The organism is Lacinutrix undariae (assembly GCF_052934785.1).
Window position 1 is genome coordinate 643,795 of record NZ_CM128809.1, and the last position, 20,287, is coordinate 664,081.

General features: G+C 32.7%; 17 protein-coding genes. 11 read left to right on the plus strand and 6 right to left on the minus strand.

From position 1 onward, the window contains the following. Positions 1–51: 51 nt before the first annotated feature. From ACU4C5_RS02985 to ACU4C5_RS02995, 3 genes are all read left to right on the plus strand, one after another. On the plus strand, positions 52–2,097 hold the full coding sequence (locus ACU4C5_RS02985) for a response regulator (protein ID WP_446845567.1): 2,046 nt from the start codon (positions 52–54) through the stop codon (positions 2,095–2,097). A 137-nt stretch (positions 2,098–2,234) separates the two neighbouring features. Further along, positions 2,235–3,479: a hypothetical protein gene (locus ACU4C5_RS02990; RefSeq protein WP_446845568.1), complete on the plus strand. Its 1,245-nt coding sequence runs from the start codon at positions 2,235–2,237 to the stop codon at positions 3,477–3,479. Positions 3,480–3,622: 143 nt separating this feature from the next. Then, entirely contained in the window at positions 3,623–6,121 is a 2,499-nt protein-coding gene (locus tag ACU4C5_RS02995; protein ID WP_446846418.1) for a zinc-dependent metalloprotease, read from the plus strand. Between the two features lie 174 nt (positions 6,122–6,295). On the opposite strand, the gene yiaA is transcribed toward ACU4C5_RS02995, so the two are convergent. Then, a complete protein-coding gene (gene yiaA, locus ACU4C5_RS03000) occupies positions 6,296–6,775 on the minus strand; it encodes an inner membrane protein YiaA (RefSeq protein ID WP_446845569.1) in 480 nt (159 codons plus the stop codon). 151 nt (positions 6,776–6,926) lie between these two features. Here yiaA and ACU4C5_RS03005 point away from each other — a divergent pair, with 151 nt between their 5' ends. The 3 genes from ACU4C5_RS03005 (at position 6,927) to ACU4C5_RS03015 (ending at position 9,434) form a co-directional block, all read left to right on the plus strand. Then, positions 6,927–8,429, plus strand: a complete 1,503-nt coding sequence (locus ACU4C5_RS03005) for a hypothetical protein (RefSeq protein ID WP_446845570.1) — start codon at positions 6,927–6,929, stop codon at positions 8,427–8,429. 87 nt (positions 8,430–8,516) lie between these two features. Continuing rightward, complete coding sequence (locus tag ACU4C5_RS03010) at positions 8,517–8,996, plus strand: DUF4890 domain-containing protein (protein WP_446845571.1); 480 nt, start codon at positions 8,517–8,519, stop codon at positions 8,994–8,996. Positions 8,997–9,113: 117 nt separating this feature from the next. Beyond that, the gene (locus ACU4C5_RS03015) at positions 9,114–9,434 is read left to right on the plus strand and encodes a hypothetical protein (protein ID WP_446845572.1); all 321 of its coding nucleotides are present in this window, start codon (positions 9,114–9,116) and stop codon (positions 9,432–9,434) included. 62 nt (positions 9,435–9,496) lie between these two features. Here the strand turns inward: ACU4C5_RS03015 and hemL are convergent, their stop codons facing one another. The 4 genes from hemL to ACU4C5_RS03035 are packed head-to-tail and all read right to left on the minus strand — an operon-like array spanning position 9,497 to position 12,846. Then, the gene (hemL, locus tag ACU4C5_RS03020) at positions 9,497–10,783 is read right to left on the minus strand and encodes a glutamate-1-semialdehyde 2,1-aminomutase (protein ID WP_446845573.1); all 1,287 of its coding nucleotides are present in this window, start codon (positions 10,781–10,783) and stop codon (positions 9,497–9,499) included. 4 nt (positions 10,784–10,787) lie between these two features. After that, the gene (locus tag ACU4C5_RS03025) at positions 10,788–11,606 is read right to left on the minus strand and encodes a glucosaminidase domain-containing protein (protein WP_446845574.1); all 819 of its coding nucleotides are present in this window, start codon (positions 11,604–11,606) and stop codon (positions 10,788–10,790) included. A 6-nt stretch (positions 11,607–11,612) separates the two neighbouring features. Further along, entirely contained in the window at positions 11,613–12,464 is an 852-nt protein-coding gene (locus ACU4C5_RS03030; protein ID WP_446845575.1) for a 1-aminocyclopropane-1-carboxylate deaminase/D-cysteine desulfhydrase, read from the minus strand. 58 nt (positions 12,465–12,522) lie between these two features. Beyond that, positions 12,523–12,846, minus strand: a complete 324-nt coding sequence (locus ACU4C5_RS03035) for a hypothetical protein (protein ID WP_446845576.1) — start codon at positions 12,844–12,846, stop codon at positions 12,523–12,525. Positions 12,847–12,892: 46 nt separating this feature from the next. On the opposite strand from ACU4C5_RS03035, the gene ACU4C5_RS03040 reads away from it, so the two are divergent. From ACU4C5_RS03040 to ACU4C5_RS03060, 5 genes are all read left to right on the plus strand, one after another. After that, entirely contained in the window at positions 12,893–13,060 is a 168-nt protein-coding gene (locus ACU4C5_RS03040; RefSeq protein ID WP_446845577.1) for a C1orf53 family protein, read from the plus strand. Positions 13,061–13,065: 5 nt separating this feature from the next. Next, complete coding sequence (hutU, locus tag ACU4C5_RS03045; protein ID WP_446845578.1) at positions 13,066–15,060, plus strand: urocanate hydratase; 1,995 nt, start codon at positions 13,066–13,068, stop codon at positions 15,058–15,060. A 21-nt stretch (positions 15,061–15,081) separates the two neighbouring features. Further along, entirely contained in the window at positions 15,082–15,624 is a 543-nt protein-coding gene (locus ACU4C5_RS03050; protein ID WP_446845579.1) for a DUF4136 domain-containing protein, read from the plus strand. 129 nt (positions 15,625–15,753) lie between these two features. Next, positions 15,754–17,655: a SulP family inorganic anion transporter gene (locus tag ACU4C5_RS03055; RefSeq protein ID WP_446845580.1), complete on the plus strand. Its 1,902-nt coding sequence runs from the start codon at positions 15,754–15,756 to the stop codon at positions 17,653–17,655. A 109-nt stretch (positions 17,656–17,764) separates the two neighbouring features. After that, a complete protein-coding gene (locus ACU4C5_RS03060) occupies positions 17,765–19,528 on the plus strand; it encodes an aromatic amino acid hydroxylase (protein ID WP_446845582.1) in 1,764 nt (587 codons plus the stop codon). Positions 19,529–19,532: 4 nt separating this feature from the next. Here ACU4C5_RS03060 and ACU4C5_RS03065 read toward each other — a convergent pair whose 3' ends face one another. Further along, positions 19,533–20,282 (minus strand): enoyl-CoA hydratase/isomerase family protein, encoded by a 750-nt coding sequence (locus ACU4C5_RS03065; protein WP_446845583.1) that lies wholly within the window; start codon positions 20,280–20,282, stop codon positions 19,533–19,535. Between the last annotated feature and the right edge of the window lie 5 nt (positions 20,283–20,287).

The following is a 20,287-nucleotide window of genomic DNA, read 5'->3' on the forward strand; positions in this document are numbered from 1 at the left end:
CTAAATAAATAATACATTAGAGGACTAAAACAATCATCCTTAACCTCTAAGATGCCAAATAAGATTAATAAAAGACTATTATTTTCTATAGCAACATTTGTTACTCTTATTTGTGCATCATATTTAATATGGTTTCAATCTATAAAAAGTCATAACCTCTGGATTAAACAGCAAACCACTCAAGCGGGTATTCTTGCCTCTCAAAAATTTCAATCTATTGTTAAAAACGATATTGATCGTTTAATCAATTTAAAGAAACGTATTGAGTTTACCAACGGAGATTATTTTAAAAACTGGCAATATGATGCCGAAATGCTTATAGAGCAAAATCCATCTTTCAACTTTTTAGAATGGATTGACAGTGCTATGGTTATTAGATCCATTTTTCCTTTAGAAGGAAATGAAAAAGCCATTAATCTTGATATTTCTAAAATTGATTTCAGAAAAAATGAGTGGGAAAAACTTAGCACTAATAACTCGGTAAATTTCACAGAATGGACTAGTTTGGTACAAGGTGGTAAATCTTTTTTAGTAGATGTGCCTGTTTCATTTGACGATAGATTTCAAGGTACAATTTCTGCTAGTGTAAATTTCACCTCTCGTTTTGATAAACTCTCCAAAACACTCTCTGATTTTGCAATTAAAATAAGTGATCATAAAAATGTTGTTTTTTATGAGCATAATAACAACTTTACAAGTTCAAATGACACCAATTTCATCTATCAAACTTCTATTTTAATAGATAAAAATGATAATCAAAACTGGTCGTTCACATTATATCCCTCAACTGAATTACTCTCAGACAAACGTATTGACGTTATAAACTACATTTTTATTTTTGGAGCTATTCTATCCCTACTATTCAGCTTGTTAGTTTACTTCTACATGAGTGCTAAAATGCAAACTAAGAAGGCACAAAAATCAAATGCAAAACTATCTAAAGCGAATGCCATTTTAAACACAGAACGTAATCGCGCTGAAAAAGCATCAAAAGCTAAAACCGATTTCTTATCTAATATGAGTCATGAAATCAGAACACCACTTCATGCGATATTAGGTTTTATAGAGGTTTTAAAAGACAGCGAATTAGATGAAGCTCATCAAGTTTATATTGATTTAATGGATAAGTCTTCTGTTAATTTATTATCTATTATTAATGACATTTTAGAGATTGATAAAATTGAATCTGGAAATGTAAAACTCGAAGAGATATATTTTAACCCATCTATAAAAGTGAGAGATACTATTGACGTGTACCGCTTTCATTTTTCTGAAAAAAACCTAACCGTAAACTCAAATTTCAAAACTCATACAGGAATTTATGTTATTGGTGATCAGAATAAGTTTCTTCAGATTATTATAAACATTCTTAAAAACGCATTAAAATTTACCAATAAAGGTGCAATCACTGTAAACTATAAAGAGCATATTTTCAACAATCATTTAAAGGTTATCGTATCTATTGAAGATACCGGATCGGGAATTCCTAAAAACAGAATAAAGTCTATTTTCAATAGGTTTTCACAAGTTGATGATAGTGTAAAAAAACAACATGAAGGTAGTGGTCTAGGACTGGCTATTAGTCAGGATTTAGCAAAATTATTAGGCGGATCCATAACAGTTGAAAGTGAATTTAATAAAGGTTCGAATTTCACAATCACAACATTATTTAAAATTGCAGAAGACCAAAACAGACTCAATAACACATTTCAATCTTCTTTTAAAAATGTATCACTTTCACATTTAAATGTTTTAGCCGTTGATGATAACAAAATGAATATCATTGTTCTTAAAAAACTATTACATGATATTGACATAAATGTAGATGTAGCCGATAATGGAAATACTGCCGTAAACATGGTTAAAAAAGGAAACTACCAACTCATATTAATGGATATTCATATGCCTATTATGGATGGATTTGAAGCTACAAAACTCATTAGAAAGCAAAACACAGAACTTATCATTTTTGGTTTATCAGCAAATGTAACCACACAAGCTATTGCAAAAGCTTTAGATAGCGGAATGAATAATTACATTACCAAACCTTTTAGTAAAGAACGCTTGTACGAATTAATTCTTAATTATTTCGGATAAACCTATCAAACTACAAATAATCACCTTTTTATAAACTACAATATTATATTAGTCAGATAAAAAAGCCGTCTGTCGATAAAAATAGATATAACAGAAACATTTTCACTACATTAGCTATTATCATTTATAGCCAATCAATGAAAAAAATAACATTTTTAATCCTATTTTTATCTGTATTATCATGCAATAATGATGATGATACTATAGTGCAATGCAACATACCAAACAACATAACAACTACAAATATTTCGTTTGAAAGCGCTCAAATAAACTGGGAAGACACCAATACAAACGCCACTTATACTATTCAGTATGGTCTTAGCGGATTTAATCTCGGCAACGGAAATACTATAGATGTTTCACAAACTACACTTCAACTTACCAGTTTACTTGCCAATACTACTTATGATTATTATATATCATCGGTTTGTAGCGTTTCAAATACTAGTATGTATTCCGAAGTAAGCAATTTCACCACTTTACCACCTCCTGTTGTTGCTCAATTTTTACCACAACTTTCAGAATTAAATCTGTTTGCTGGAAATATTTCAGAATTACAACCTAGTATTTATACTTTTCAATACAATTTAACAACACCATTATTTACAGATTACGCACACAAACAACGCATTATTTCAATTCCTAATGGAGAAAGCATGACGTATAATGGTGATGGTTTTCCAGAATTCCCTAACAATACCGTAATCGCAAAAACCTTTTATTACTTTATTAATGATAACGATGAAAGTTTAGGAAAAAACAAAATAGAAACGCGTGTACTAATTAAACAAAACGGAAATTGGGTGCTTGGAAATTACAAATGGAATGATGCACAAACCAATGCAACTTTAGATACCGAAGGTGCAACTGTTCCTGTAACTTGGATAGATACCGAAGGCAACTCTAATAATGTGAGTTATCAAATTCCATCAAGTACAGACTGTTTTACATGCCACAGCAACGCAAATACAGTAACACCAATTGGTCCCAAATTAAGAACACTAAATCTAACAATTAATGGCACAAACCAATTACAAGCCTTAAAAGATTTACAACTATTATCAGGACTCACATCACCAAGCGATGTTAGCGTATTACCAAATTGGAGTGACACCTCACAACCATTAGAACAACGTGCTAGGGCTTATTTTGATATTAATTGCGCACATTGTCACACTCCCGGAGGCTACTGTGATGAAGAATCTGATTTAGATCTAAGATTTGAAACTGATTATGCAGATACAAATATTTTTGAACGTCGCTACCTCATTACCGCACGAACAAATTATTACATTCCTGCATTTAGCATGCCATATATTGGCACAACTATGATACATACTGAAGGTTATAATTTAATCCAAAGCTATTTAGATACCTTATAAAAGGTAGTTAAATATTAATAAATACTCAAAAAAAACAGTAATATCAAGCATATTTACTAAGGTTTCATCGTTAAAAAAATACTAATGCATTTCCTTTACGAGCAAGTTATCCTTATTTTCACAATCTTAATTTAAAACCAACAATTTTGAAACACCTCTCAGTAAGATTACTTTTTGTTGCGTCGGCATTAGTGATATCCTCATGCTCAACAACAAAAAAAGCAAGTAAATCAAAAGCTTCAGCAAGCTCTAGCGCCAAAGCTGCAAGTAAAAAAACTCGTAAAAATGACATTAAGCCTTATGCTAAAGTTATTACCAAAGACGCAAAAACAGACAAAGGACTATTTACCGTTCATAAAATAGACGAGAAATACTTTTACGAAATTCCAGATTCACTTTTTGAACGTGAAATGTTAATGGTAACTCGTATCGCTAAAACTGCAAGCGGATTAGGTTTTGGAGGTGGAAAACAAAACGAACAAGTATTAAGATTTCAAAAGAAAGATAAAAAAGTAATTGTAAGAGTTGTATCTTATGATGTAGTTGCTAACGATTCTTTACCAGTACATGAAGCAGTAGTAAATTCAAATTTCGAACCTGTTTTATACACATTTCCAATACAAACCATTGGAAAAGATTCTACAACAACAGTAATTGATGCGACACCTTTATTTGAAAAGGATGTAAAATCTTTAGGATTACCTAACAGAACAAGAAAACGCTATAAAGTAACACGTTTAGAAAGTGATAAATCATTTATCGAAACTGTAAAAAGTTACCCAAAAAACATTGAAGTAAGACACGTAAAAACTTACGGTGCTGGAGCTCCACCATCTAATTATAATAATGGTTCTATTTCTTTAGAAATTAGCAACTCAATGATTTTACTTCCTGAAAACCCAATGAAACGTCGTTATTTTGACGAGCGTGTAGGATGGTTTACAAGTGGACAAACAGATTACGGTTTAGATGCACAAAGAAGTAAAGATGTAGAATTTTTAGACCGTTGGAGACTTGAAGTTAAAGATGAAGACATCGAAAAATTTAAAAGAGGGGAACTTGTTGAACCTAAAAAACAAATTGTATACTACATAGATAGAGCTACACCAGTAAAATGGAGAAAATATATTAAGCAAGGTATTGAAGATTGGCAAGTTGCTTTTGAAGCTGCAGGTTTTAAAAATGCAATTATTGCAAAAGATGCACCTACTGCCGAAGAAGATCCAGATTTTAGTCCAGAAGATGTACGCTACTCTGTAGTACGTTACTTAGCATCTCCAATTCCTAATGCAAACGGACCTCACGTAAGTGACCCAAGAACAGGAGAAATTTTAGAAAGTGATATTAACTGGTACCACAATGTAATGTCATTATTACGTGGATGGTATTTTGTACAAACTGCAGCCATCAATCCAGATGCTCAAAGTGCAGAATTTAAAGATGAAGTTATGGGACGTTTAATTCGTTTTGTATCTTCTCACGAAGTTGGTCACACTTTAGGATTACCTCACAATATGGGATCAAGTTCTGCCTATAAAGTAGAAGATTTGCGTAATGCAGAATTCACACAAAAAAATAGTACTGCACCATCTATTATGGATTATGCACGTTTTAACTATATCGCACAACCAGGAGATGAAGGTGTCGCTTTAATGCCAAACATTGGAATTTACGATAAGTATTCAATCTCATGGGGATACCGTCCTATTTTTGACAAAACTGCTGAAGAAGAAAAATCTACTTTAGATGGATGGATTTTAGAACATGCAGGAGACCCAAATTACAGATTTGGTCACCAACAAGCAGGAAGTGTAGTTGACCCAAGTTCTCAAACTGAAGATTTAGGTGACGATGCAATGCTTGCTAGTGAGTATGGAATTAAAAACCTTAAACGTATTGTACCAAACTTAGTAGAATGGACCTCTAAATCTGGTGAAGGTTATGATGATTTAGAAGAAATGTACGGACACGTAATCTCTCAATTTAACCGTTATATGGGACACGTTTCTAATAATATTGGTGGAGTTTACGAAAACTACAAAACATCAGATCAAGAAGGTGTTGTTTACACTCAAGTTGATAAAGATCACCAAAAAAGAGCATTACAATTTGTTGCAGACAACTTATTTACAACTCCAGAATGGTTATTAGATACAAATATTTTCAATAGAATTGAATATTCAGGTTCTACTGAACGTGTACGTAGCTTACAAGTACGTACGTTAAACAACATTATGAGCCTTGGTAAAATGGCACGTATGATTGAAAATGAAACCTTAAACGGAAATTCGGCTTACAAAGTAACAGATATGATGAGTGATTTACGTAACGATATCTGGAGCGAGTTAAAAGCTGGTAAAAAGATTGATACTTACCGTCGTAACCTACAACGTGCACATATTGATAGATTAGCTTACTTAATGACTGCCGATAACCAAAGATCAGCAAGAGGAAGCAGATATGTAAAAGCAACTGCTGTTAACACAAGTCAATCAGATATTAGAGCTGTTGTAAGAGCAGAATTAAAATCATTACAAAGCGCTGTTAAATCTGGAGCAAACAGAACTAGCGACCGTATGAGTAAAATTCACTTACAAGATGCTTTAGAGCGTATTGATGCTATTTTAAATCCTAACGGATAATAGCTAAGTTTATTATATAAAGAAAGCTTCAGTTAGTTCTGAAGCTTTTTTTTATGCCATCACATTTTTTAATATTTTAAAACCTCGCAGCTGTACAACTACGAGGTTTTTTGGTTAACTAACCAATCATCAAAACAAAAGGTAAATTCCTTTTACACTTTTATTTCTTCTATATTAATTATCGTCATTTTCAGTTCTAGAAATATATTGCACATCTCTAGTGTTTTTTTGTACTGCAATGGCCGAAAACATACTTAATAAAAATGACATACCGTAAAACCCTTTTTCACTTAATAATAAATCGGCATTCCATAAACCAATAACAAGCAATGTAATTGAGGCAATTGTTGTAAACCAACTAATACCATAATACATATCGGTTACGGGAATATTTTCTAGTCTGTCTCTTACTGCTTTTTGTACAGATATTACTGAAAACAATCCAAAAAGCAAAATGGTAAAATAATATCCTTTTTCATTGAGCAACATTTCTGCATTCCATAACCCAATGCAAAATGCTGAAATTCCAATACATAATGCTGCCCAAGATGCACCAATAAATGCACCGGTTGGCTTGTTATCAAAACTATTATTCTCGTTGTGTTTTGATTTCTTTTTACTCTGATCTTCTGATACTGTTGTGTGATAATCCATAATAATTTGTTTTGTTGATTATACTGCAAATTTGCGTTCATTTTTAAAATCTCAAAACACTAATCATCACTAAAACTGACGATATAATTTATATTAAAAATTAAATTAACCACATATTTAGTACATTTAAACAAAATTAACTAACGATTAAATGATAGATTTACACGCCATAGTTGAAACACTTTCTACCGAAGAACAACAAAAATTCATTTCTTATTTAGAAAAAAAGAATAAACGCAGCGATACTAAAAACATCTTATTATTTAAACTCCTCGTTAAAAACGAACACGATACGAGCGCTATTTGTGAGAGCTTATATCAATCACAAAAAAAAGCCGCATATCATGCGTTAAGAAAACGATTATTTCAATCATTAATAGATTTTATTGCCAATGCGAGTTTAGAGGAAGAGAACTCGGTAGACATGCAAATTATAAAGTACATTTTGGCAGCGCGTACTTTTTTACTACACAACAAACCTAAAGTTGCTTATAAAATATTAGATAAAGCGCAACTGTTGGCACAAGAGCATTTTTTGTTTCCAATGTTAAATGAAATTTATCACACCAAAATTCAGTACGCACACAGTAATCCTTCAATAAATATTAGTCAGCTTATTACTGAATTTAAAGCCAATCAAAAAAACTACATCTTAGAAGAAGAACTAAATATTGTATATGCAAAAATCCGGGAAATCTTAAATAACATTAATAATAAGGCAGAAATAGTAGACTTTGAAACCATTTTAAACAACACCTTAAAAGCGCATAACATAAGTATAACAGACTCTATGTCGTTTAAATCCCTATACCAATTAATGACAATTATTAGTATTTCGGCATTTGTAACTAATGATTATTTAAAAACCGAACCCTTTTTAATTCGTACCTACAGTATTATTAAACAGCATAAAGACCGCTATAAACAATTGTATTATCATATTCAGGTATTATATATTATTGCAAACACATTATTCAGAAATAAAAAATTTAAAGAATCTCAGTATTACCTACAATTAATGCACAATTACATGTTGCAGAATAAAAAGAAACACTACAATACATTTTTACCAAAGTACAATTTTATACGTGCCTTAAATGCCAATTTTACAAATGAGCAAGAACTCGCAATTACAATTTTAGAACCTTTTAAAAGCTCAAAACACAACGATACTGAAGCTTTACTAGATATTAATTTAAGTTTAGTAATGTTTTATATTCAGAAAAACGACCTAAAAAAAGCTAAAGAATTATTTTCTAAATTTTACCATTCAGACACTTGGTATATTGAAAAAGCAGGACAAGAATGGACTATTAAAAAGAATTTAATTGAAATTATATTCTATATCGAGCTTCAAGACGTTAACCTTACGGAATCTCGTCTACTCAGTTTTAAACGCAGTTATTATCCGTATTTAAAACAAATTAACCAACAACGCGTCATTACTTATTTAGGTTTTGTAGAGCAGTATTACAAAAACCCAGAACAAGTAAGCACTCAAAAATTTAAAGATAAAATTGAAAACGCGTTTCATTGGATTCATCCAAAATTAGAAGATATTTTTGTAATGAGTTTTTACGCTTGGTTAAAAAGTAAAATGGAAAACATCTCTTTATGCGAGGCCACTTCACAACTTATTAAAAAATCTCAATAATGTTAATTAGTCGTTAAAACACTAAACGCCATTAAACTATTGTAATCCATATTGGTCATAGAAGTATAACATTAAACAAAAAACAATATGAAAAAATTAGCAATATTAGCTTTAGCGTTGATCACATTTCAAGCTAATGCACAAAGAGACCAAGAAAAAAAAGGACAACGTCAAGACCGCATGGAACGCATTGATGATTTTACACCACAACAAATAGCGACATTAAAAACAAAGCAAATGACTTTAGCTTTAGATTTATCTGAATCACAACAAAAAAAGATTCAAGATTTTAATTTTGAAGAAGCTACTTTTCGTAAAACAAAAATGGAAAGTCGAAAAGAAAAGCGAAAAGAAAGCGACCATAAAAAGCCATCTAAAGAAGAACGTTTTGAGATGATGAATAGCAGATTGGATCATCAAATTGCACAAAAACAAACTTTGAAAAAAATCTTAACTGCAGATCAATTTGAAAAATTTGAAGCTTCTAAACAAGATCGTAAGAAAAACAATAAAAAACGAAAAGGTAAAGCTGCTAAGCAAAAAGACAGAAAACACAACCGTGACTAACAATAATTGCATCACTTATAGTTAAATACACAAGAAAAGCATTGAATTTTACCTCAATGCTTTTTTTTTATATGAAATTACAGTAATTTAGTAGTTCTAATATTAACACACCTGATGATGAAAAAAATAATTACTTTTTGCTTTTTTGCTTTTGCACTATGTTTTGGAGCAACAAACATGAATGCTCAAACCAAAATTGAGATTAATAAAGTGGCTAACGAAAAAGCTAACGAACTAAAGAAAGTTATTAAGTTTAACGATAACACTCTTGAGGACGTTTACCAAGCTTACAAAGCTTATGGGAATGCAAAAAAAGCGCTTAAGTTTAATGTTAACGTTACAGAAGAAGATAAAACTAAAGCTGAAACAACGTTACAAGAGAACATGAAAAAAGCTCTTACAGAAGAAGAATACAACAGATACCAATCTACACTTTAATCACGTAGATTTATACTATAAAAAAAAGCGGCTTTATTAAATTAAAACCGCTTTTTTATGCTTTATAATGTCTCTGCAACTTTTTCAACAGCTGCAATAGTAGCATCTAAATCTTTATAAGATAAAGCGTCACTAATAAACCAAGTCTCAAAAGCACTTGGCGCAATATATATACCCTCGTTAAGCATCCCGTGAAAAAACTGCTTAAATGTCTCATTATTTCCATGTGCAGAAGTTGCAAAATCTACAACTTCACCAGCTGCAAAATGCACAGAAATCATTGAACCTAACCTATTAATAGTATGTGTTACATTTTGCTTTGTTAACACTTCGGCAATTCCTTTATGAAGATATTCTGTTTTATCATTTAAACGCGTAAACACATCATCATCGGCATTAAGTTCTTTTAGCATTGCTAAACCTGCAGCCATCGCTAATGGATTTCCACTTAAAGTTCCGGCTTGATAAACTGCACCTAAAGGCGCAAGATGATTCATAATTTCGTTGCGAGAAGCAAAAGCACCTACAGGTAATCCTCCACCTATTACTTTACCAAAACAAACAATATCTGCTTTTACGTTAAATACTTCTTGAGCACCACCTTTTGCTAAACGAAACCCTGTCATGACTTCATCAAAAATCAATAAAATATCATGAGCATCACAAAGCGTACGTAAGTCTTGTAAAAAATTATTTCTAGGAGGAATACATCCCATATTTCCTGCAACAGGCTCTAAAATAATACAAGCTATTTCTCCTTTATTAGCTTCAACAACAGCTTTTACATTTTCAATATCATTATACATTGCTAACAATGTATCTTTAGCTGTACCTTCTGTAACACCAGGGCTATTAGGACTCCCAAAAGTAACAGCTCCACTTCCTGCTTGAATTAAAAACGCATCACTATGACCGTGATAACAACCAGCAAATTTTATAATTTTAGATTTCCCTGTATAACCTCTAGCCAAGCGCACAGCGCTCATACATGCTTCAGTTCCTGAATTTACAAAACGAATTTTATCAATATTTGGCACCATATTTACCGCTAATTGAGCAATTTCGGTTTCAATTTCGGTAGGCATACCAAATGAAGTTCCTTGTTTTGCTTTTTCAATTACAGCCTCTACAACTGGTGGGTGTGCGTGACCTAAAATCATTGGCCCCCATGAATTGATATAATCAATAAATTTGTTATCATCTTCATCATATACATAAGCTCCTTTTGCAGATTTTGCAAAAATTGGAGTACCACCAACACCTTTAAAAGCTCTCACAGGAGAATTTACACCTCCAGGAATCACCTGTTCTGCCTCTGCAAATAATGCGCTACTTCTTTTATATAACATCTTTTTAATTTCTTTTTATGATAAGTTCTTGCCCTATACTTAGTGCGTTTCCTTTTAAATTATTTAAAGTTTTTAACGTCTCAACAGACATATTATAACGTTTAGAAAGTGAATATAATGTATCCCCTTTTTCAACTCTATGAGTTACTATATTACTTGTAATAGTTTTTTCTATAGGGTCTACTCGCTTCCCTCCTAGCACCTGATCGTCATACTCGTAAAGTTTATAACGTTCAATTAGGCTGATTAATTTTTCAGGATATTTTTTATCGGTAGCATATCCTGCAGCTCTTAGTCCTTTTGCCCAACCTTTATAATCATCTTGTTTTAGTTGAAATAATTTTGAATAACGGCTTCTTGAGGTTAAAAATGCTGAATGATCTTCAAAAGAAGAATCAGCGTGTGTGTATTTTCTAAAGCACTCTTGGTCTTCATCATCATCATGATAAATTTTACCACCTGTCCACCCGTGACATTTAATTCCAAAATGATTATTTGCCTCTACAGCTAACCGTCCATTTCCAGAGCCAGATTCTAAAATCCCTTGAGCCAAAGTAATACTTGCTGGAATTTTATAACTACTCATTTCTGTCATAGCGATAGCATTATAATTCGCGATATATGCTTCAGTAGCATTAGCGTAAGTTTTTGTTGGCGCAGAAACCGCTTCTTTTTTAGGAATTGTAACTATAGGAGTCTCCTTTTTAGTCGTTACTTTTTCTGTTTTTGGAGTTTTTCGTGTTTTTTTAGTTACAACTTTCTTTTTCGATCCACAGCTAAATAACACTGCTCCTAACACTAAAACTATAAGTATTCTTTTCATAATTTTTTAATCTATTAACGGCATTTTTTTTCGTTTCAATACCGTATTCATTCCTTCAATACCTTGTAAACCTCCGGTGTGAATTGCTAATATTCTAGCATCTTTTTTAAAATAGCCTTTTTCAATTAAATCGAAAATTCCATACATCATTTTCCCGGTATAAACAGGATCTAACGGAATGTTATAATCAATTTTAAAATCATTAATAAAGCGTACCAAATCGATTTTCATTTTTGCATAACCACCAAAATGATAATCGCTAATAAGTTCCCAATTAGCACTATTTGCAAATTTACTAATTTCTTCTTTTAAAAAATCGCCTTTTAACGCCGGAAATCCTATAACTTTTTGATGAGGAAAACTCGCATTAATTATCCCTGAAATTGTTCCTCCAGTTCCAACGGCAACACACACATAATCAAATTCTACATCATTATCGGTTAAAATTTCTTCACAACCTTTAACGGCTAAAATATTGGTACCACCTTCTGGAATTAAATAAAAATCTCCAAATTCTTTTTTTAAATCAGTAATAAATGTATCATCAGCTTGTTTTCTATAATCTTCTCGCGACACAAATTTAAATTGCATGCCACAACTTTTCGCAAAGCTTAAAGTAGCATTATCTGCAATTTTATCTTCAAGTTCTTCACCTCTAATAATTCCTATAGTTTGTAAGCCTTCGCGTTGTCCTGCTGCTGCAACAGCTGCAATATGATTAGAAAACGCACCACCAAAAGTGAGTAACACGGTATGCTTTTTAGCTTTAGCTTCTAATAAATTATATTTTAGTTTTCGGTATTTATTCCCAGAAATAAAGGGATGAATATCATCTTCTCGTTTTACAAAAAGTTGCATGTTATTTTTCAACCGTATGGGTTGATTAACGCTAAGGTGTAACTTAAAATCCATGTGGCTAAAGATACTTAAAAAAGTTCCAAAATGATCTCGTTTTTAAATATTCAGAATTATTTTCCTGCGCATAGGCTTCCCGTTCAAAAGAAATATTTCTGTAAGCGAAACTCCAATTTTTATATTGAAAAAATCGAACTATAAACTCTAGCACATACCAAATATAAAAAGGAAAAATCAATAATTCAATTTGCTGTTTCAAATGGATACGTTCATGATTAATTAAAACTTTATCACTCTCAAGTGTTTTATTTTTCAGAATAATAAACGGAAAAACAGTAATTCCAACATAGCCTTTTGGCACTAAATATTTAGAACATACAATCATAGTCTTATCGTTTAAAAATCATACCAATTTACATTATCTTTGTAAGATGAAGAAGAGAATTCCTATAGAAGACGGCGATTATTACCTAACTCCTGAAGGCTACCGATGCTTTACTGAACAATTTCACCTTAAACGCGGTTATTGTTGCGAAAGTGGTTGCAGACATTGCCCTTACGGATATAATAAAAACACTAATTCAGTAAAAAAACAATAATACAGATGACATTTAAAGACCAAATATTAGAAGGTATTCCGGACAGTTTACCACAAGTAAAAACTTATGAAACGTCTATAAATCATGCACCAAAACGAAAGGATATTTTAACTGCTGAAGAAAAAAAATTAGCCTTAAAGAATGCCTTACGTTATTTTGATGCTAAACATCATGCCACACTTTTACCTGAATTTAAAAATGAACTAGAAACTTATGGTCGTATTTACATGCATCGTTTTCGTCCGGATTACAAAATGTATGCACGTCCAATAAATGAATACCCAGCACAATCAAAGCAAGCTGCTGCGATTATGTTGATGATACAAAATAATTTAGATTATGCCGTGGCACAACATCCTCACGAATTAATCACTTATGGTGGAAACGGTGCTGTGTTTTCAAACTGGGCGCAGTACAGATTAACCATGAAATATCTTGCTGAAATGACCGATGAACAAACATTAACCATGTATTCTGGTCACCCAATGGGATTATTTCCTTCACATAAAGAAGCCCCAAGAGTTGTAGTCACAAATGGTATGATGATTCCTAACTATTCAAAACCTGATGATTGGGAGAAATTTAATGCTATTGGCGTTACACAATACGGACAAATGACTGCTGGAAGCTACATGTATATTGGCCCACAAGGTATTGTGCACGGTACAACAATTACGGTACTAAATGGCTTCAGAAAAATAAAAAAATCACCAAAAGGGAATTTATTTGTAACCTCTGGATTAGGAGGAATGTCTGGTGCGCAACCAAAAGCAGGTAATATTGCCGGTTGTATTACGGTTTGTGCCGAAGTAAATCCTAAAATCACACAAGTACGATTAGATCAAGGTTGGATTGATGAAAAAATCATCGATTTGGATGCGTTGGTTGAAAGAGTAAATAAAGCGAAAGCTGATAAAGAAACCATCTCAATCGCTTACCTTGGAAATATTGTTGACGTTTGGGAAAAATTTGACAAAGAAAATGTACATATCGATTTAGGAAGTGATCAAACGTCACTTCACAATCCTTGGGCTGGAGGTTATTATCCTGTTGATGTTTCTTTTGAAGATGCGAATGAAATGATGGCCAATAATCCTCAATTATTTAAAGAAAAAGTACAAAGTACGTTATGTCGTCATGCCGATGCTATAAATGCACATACTGCAAAAGGCACTTATTTCTTTGACTACGGAAATGCGTTCTTACTAGAAGCTTCTCGTGCAGGAGCAAACGTAATGTCGGACACGCCAACTTTAGGTAGAGAATTTAAATACCCAAGTTACGTGCAAGATATTATGGGACCAATGTGTTTTGATTATGGTTTTGGACCATTCCGTTGGGTTTGTGCTTCAGGGAAACCAGAAGATTTAGCAAAAACAGATGCAATTGCCTGTCGTGTTCTTGAAGAAATTAAATTACATTCTCCTGAAGAAATTCAGCAACAAATGGCCGATAATATTCAATGGATTAAAGGTGCACAAGACAATAAATTGGTAGTAGGCTCACAAGCTAGAATTTTATATGCTGATGCAGAAGGCCGCATGAAAATTGCCAAAGCTTTTAATGATGCCATTGCAAATGGAGAAATTGGAGATGTTGTTTTAGGTCGTGATCACCACGATGTTTCTGGAACAGATTCTCCGTACAGAGAAACGAGTAACATATATGATGGTTCTCGTTTTACAGCAGATATGGCAATACAAAATGTAATTGGAGACAGTTTTAGAGGTGCAACTTGGGTGAGTATTCACAACGGTGGTGGCGTTGGTTGGGGAGAAGTTATAAATGGTGGATTTGGTATGGTTCTTGATGGTAGTAATGATGCAGAAAGACGCCTAAAATCAATGCTTTTCTGGGACGTAAACAATGGAATATCACGTCGTAGTTGGGCAAGAAATGACGAAGCTATTTTTGCCATAAAACGCGCTATGGAAGCTGAACCAAACTTAAAGGTGACACTACCTAATATCGTGGATGAGGACTTATTAAACTTGTTATAATTCACTTAAAAAAGAAAATGTATGAAAACAATTTTTAAACTTTTACCAGCGATAGCGCTACTTTTAGCAGTATCGTCTTGTACATCTGTACGTGTCGCTTCTGATTATGATAAACAAGCCAATTTTGATAATTACAAAACCTTTGCCTTTTTTAAAACAGGTGTTGACAAGGCTGAAATTAGCGATTTAGATAAACGAAGAATCTTAAGAGCCATAGAAGCTGAACTTCTAGCTAAAGGGTTTACAAAATCTGAAAACCCTGATCTTTTAGTTAGTATTTTTACAAAATCAAGAGAAAAAGTAAACGTTTACAACAACAATTACAACGCTTACGGTTATGGTTGGGGATGGAGCCCATATTACTGGGGAACTGGATACAACACAGTATCAACAAATACAGAAGGTGTACTTTATATTGATTTAATTGATGCTAAAAAGAAAGAATTAATTTGGCAAGGTCAAGGAACCGGGTATTTATCTCAACGTATGGATAAAAAAGAAGAACGCATAAAGGAGTTTGTGTCCAAGATTATAGCGACATATCCACCAGAAATCAAACAATAATACATTTTACTACAAGCCAAAAAGCACTTTCTAATTTTAGTTAGTGCTTTTTTTATTTCAGCTATTTTAATTCTTTAATCTACTTAACGAGTAATATCTTATCTTTGCAAGCTTTTACAAGATATAAATATGAAACTAGGTAGTACATTCTTCAAAAACTTCACAAATAACCCTAAAAATGATACCCTTTCGGGAATTACAGTATCATTAGCAATGATTCCTGAAGTTGTTGCATTTGCATTTGTGGCACAAATAAGTCCTATTGTAGCACTTTTTGGTGCGTTTATAATCGGAATTATTTCTGCTCTTTTTGGAGGAAGACCAGGATTAATATCTGGAGCAGCAGGAGCTGTAGCTGTTATTTTTGTTCATATGATACAAGAAGGACACGCTAAAGGTTTACTTTTTGATACTCCTGTTGAAAACATGGGGTATTTCTACTTGTTAGCTGCCGTAGTTTTAATGGGAATTATTCAAGTATTTGCAGGTCTTTTTAAACTTGGGAAATTTGTAAGACTAATTCCACACCCAGTAATGATGGGGTTTGTAAATGGTTTAGCTATTGTGATTTTTATGGCACAACTTGGTATGTTTAAAGAAAACACCAAGGACATTTACGGTCAAAATATGCGTAAAACAGAATCTAAAGAACTGGTTTATAATATCACCGATAATTCTGTAAATGATTTAATTTCTGGTACCGAGATATTTTCAATAGAAGGGAATTCGGTATCTAACATTAAAACAGGTGAAGCAGTTTTCACAATGTCTGAACATCAAGTTTTCGATATAAATACTAAAAAAGTAGTCTTCAACATACAAGATAACGGCTTCTATTCTGTAAAAGATAGCGGTGTTGTAAAATCTTTAATGGAAGGTAACAAACTATATATTATGATTGCATTGGTACTTCTTACAATGTTCATCATTTGGGGATTACCTAAATTAACTAAGAAAATGCCTGCTGCTTTAACAGCTATTTTAATAGTCACTTTAATTTCAATTTTTGGAGGATTACAATCTATTAATGTTGGTGATTTTATTAGAGATGGTGGTGGAGCCGGATTAAATGGTTTTGACGAATTATCAAGCAAACTTAATCTAGTTGAACTTTGGAGCAATCTACCATTTAACTTAGATACTTTAAAATTTATTGCACCTTATGCCTTTTTAGCAGCTTCAGTAGGTTTAATTGAAACCTTAATGACTATGAATCTTGTTGATGAATTAACAGACTCAAGAGGTGATGGAAACAGAGAATGTGTTGCTCAAGGAGCCGGAAACATGATTAGTGGTGTTTTTGGAGGAACTGGAGGTTGCGGAATGATAGGACAAACTGTAATTAATATTAATGCTGGTGGTAGAGGACGTTTATCGGGTGTAATGATGGCGGTAACGCTGCTTACATTTATTCTTTTTGCTGATAAGTATATTGAGCAAGTGCCAATCGCCGCTTTAGTAGGTGTTATGTTTATGATGGTTATTGAAACCTTTGCATGGTCTAGTTTCCGTATCATGAAAAAAATTCCAATGTCTGATGCTGTAGTATTAGTTATCGTTTCGGTAGTGACTGTATTTTTTGATTTAGCCATAGCTGTTTTTGTAGGTGTTATTATTTCGGCATTATCATTTGCATGGGAAAATGCTAAGAAAATTAGAGCTAGAAAACGTATTAAAGAAGATGGAACTAAAACTTACGAAATTTGGGGCCCTTTATTCTTTGGAAGTATTACGGCGTTTAATGAGAAATTCGACATTAAAAATGATCCAGATCACATAGAAATCGATTTTATTGAAGCACGTATCTCAGATCATTCTGCCATTGAAGCGATTTTTATTTTAGTTGAAAAATATCAAGCTGAAGGAAAAACTATTAAATTGAAACATTTAAGTGAAGATTGTAAAATTTTACTGTACAAAGCAAATCCTAAATTTAAAGAAGTTGTAGTTGAAGCCATTGATGACCCACGTTATCATTTAGCCGAAAATCCTGAAAAATTCACTAAGCCACTTTCAGAATATCAAATGTAATACTCTCCCTACTGTTTAGGCATTTGAGTCTGTTTAAGTATTTTTTAGCATTCTTGTGATAAATGTTACTGCTTTAATTTGTAATTTTACCTAAATTGAAATTAAAAGTATGGCATTTACATCGATTGAATCTAACGAGATATTAAACAGGCTACCTAAGCATTTACAACAGTTTATTAAACCTCAAAATTATGAGGATTACACAGCTATCAATCAAGCGGTGTGGCGTTATGTGATGCGAAAAAATGTAGATTACCTGAGTAATGTAGCGCACAAATCGTATGTAGACGGATTAAAACAAACCGGAATTTCTATTGATAACATCCCAAATATGTATGGGATGAACCGTATTTTAAAAGAAATTGGTTGGGCTGCAGTTGCGGTTGATGGTTTTATTCCTCCTAATGCTTTTATGGAATTTCAAGCATATAATGTATTGGTAATTGCTAGCGATATTCGCCAGTTAGATCATATTGAATACACACCTGCTCCAGATATTATTCATGAAGGCGCAGGACATGCTCCAATTATTGCAAACCCTGAATATGCCGAATATTTAAGACGTTTTGGAGAGATTGGTTGTAAAGCTATTTCGTCTGCAAAAGATTACGAATTATACGAAGCAGTAAGACATTTATCAATTATAAAGGAAGCACCAAATTCAACAGAAAAAGAAATTTTAGATGTTGAAGCAAAAGTAGATTTCCTACAAAATAACATGGGAGAACCAAGTGAAATGGCACTCATTAGAAACCTACATTGGTGGACAGTTGAGTACGGTTTAATTGGTACTCTAGAAGACCCTAAAATTTACGGCGCCGGATTATTATCTTCAATTGGAGAAAGCGCTTGGTGTATGACAGACGCCGTTAAAAAGCGTCCGTATACTATTGAAGCGACTTTTCAAAGTTTTGATATCACCAAACCACAACCTCAATTATATGTTACGCCAAGTTTTGCACATTTAAATCTTATTTTAGAAGAATTTGCAAATACTATGGCATTACGTACTGGAGGTTTATCAGGTATTGAAAAACTAATAGCATCTAAAGCTTTAGGAACTGTTGAGTTGAGCACTGGAATTCAAATTTCTGGACAATTTACAAGTGTTATTTCAAAGAAAAATAAACCTATTTATATGCAATCTACCGGACCTACAGCATTATCTTACAGAGGAAGACAACTTGTTGGTCATGGCACAAAAACGCATCCTGAAGGTTACGGATCTGCCATTGGAAAACTAAAAGGTATTAATTTAGCTATTGAAGATATGAGCCCAAGAGATCTTGCCGCTTATAATATTCATGAAGGTAAAACGGTAACTTTAGAGTTTGAAGGTGATGTAATTGTTACTGGAGAAATTATTACAGGAAAGCGTAACCTAAAAGGAAAAATTATTTTAATTAGCTTTAAAAATTGTACCGTAAGTCATAATGATACTATTTTATTTCAACCAGAATGGGGAAATTATGATTTAGCTGTAGGAAAGAAAATTGTTTCGGCATTTTCAGGACCTGCAGATTACAATAGTTTCGATTTAATTACCCATGTGCCATCCTCACAAACTATAAAAATTAAGACCAATAAAAAGGCTGAAGAATTAGAGCTTTTATACCAGCAAATAAGCGATTACAGATCGGGCAAAAACCAAACAGTATCGCGCACAAAAGTATTAGAACAATTAGAAGCTAACCACAATACAGATTGGTTATTAGCTATTGAATTGTACGAATTAGCACACAAAGAACACCAAACGGTTTTATGCGAACGTATTTTAAATTATTTAGAAAACGTAAAACGTATACGACCAGAAGTTGGTTTACTTATAGATAATGGTTTAGAGATTATAAATGAAACCGAAGTTTTAAAATAACGTTTTAAAATTTTTGTAAAAACGATTTTGTAAAATCACTTAACACTAATTTTCCACTCATTTGGGCGCGTTCAATAAGTAACTCGTCCCAATGCTCGGTACCATTCCAAAGCGCTTGTTTCATTGCTGTTAATCCTTCAGGATTGTAAGTAGATAATTCCGTAGCAAGCGTTTCAACTTCAGTATCAAGAGTTTTTACATCTTCAAACACATTAGCATACAAACCTTTTGTTTTACTCCAATCTGGTGTGTAAAACGTTTTACAATCTATAGTTAATTGAGATAAAGCGGCAACTCCTATTTTACGCTCAATAGCTGGTGCAATTACAAAAGGGCCAATACCAATACTTAACTCACTTAGTTTAATAGCTGCATATTTTGTAGCTAAACAATAATCAGCAGCAGCAATTAAACCAACTCCTCCTCCAACGGCTTTCCCTTGAACTCGTGCTATAATTAATTTATTACATTTTCGCATTGCATTAATAACGTTTGCAAAACCAGAGAAAAAAGCTTTTCCGGTAACAGCATCTGTAATAGATTTTAACTCATCAAAACTTGCGCCTGCACAAAATGTACGTTCTCCTCCACTTTGTAATACCACAACTTTTATAGCATCATTTTCACTGGCATCAGTAATTGACTGTTGCAATTTTTGTAACAAATCACTTGGTAAAGCATTATGCGATGGATTAAAAAACTCAATATATCCAATATTATTTTTAACTGTTGTAGTAACGTAAGCTGTTGTCATGATAA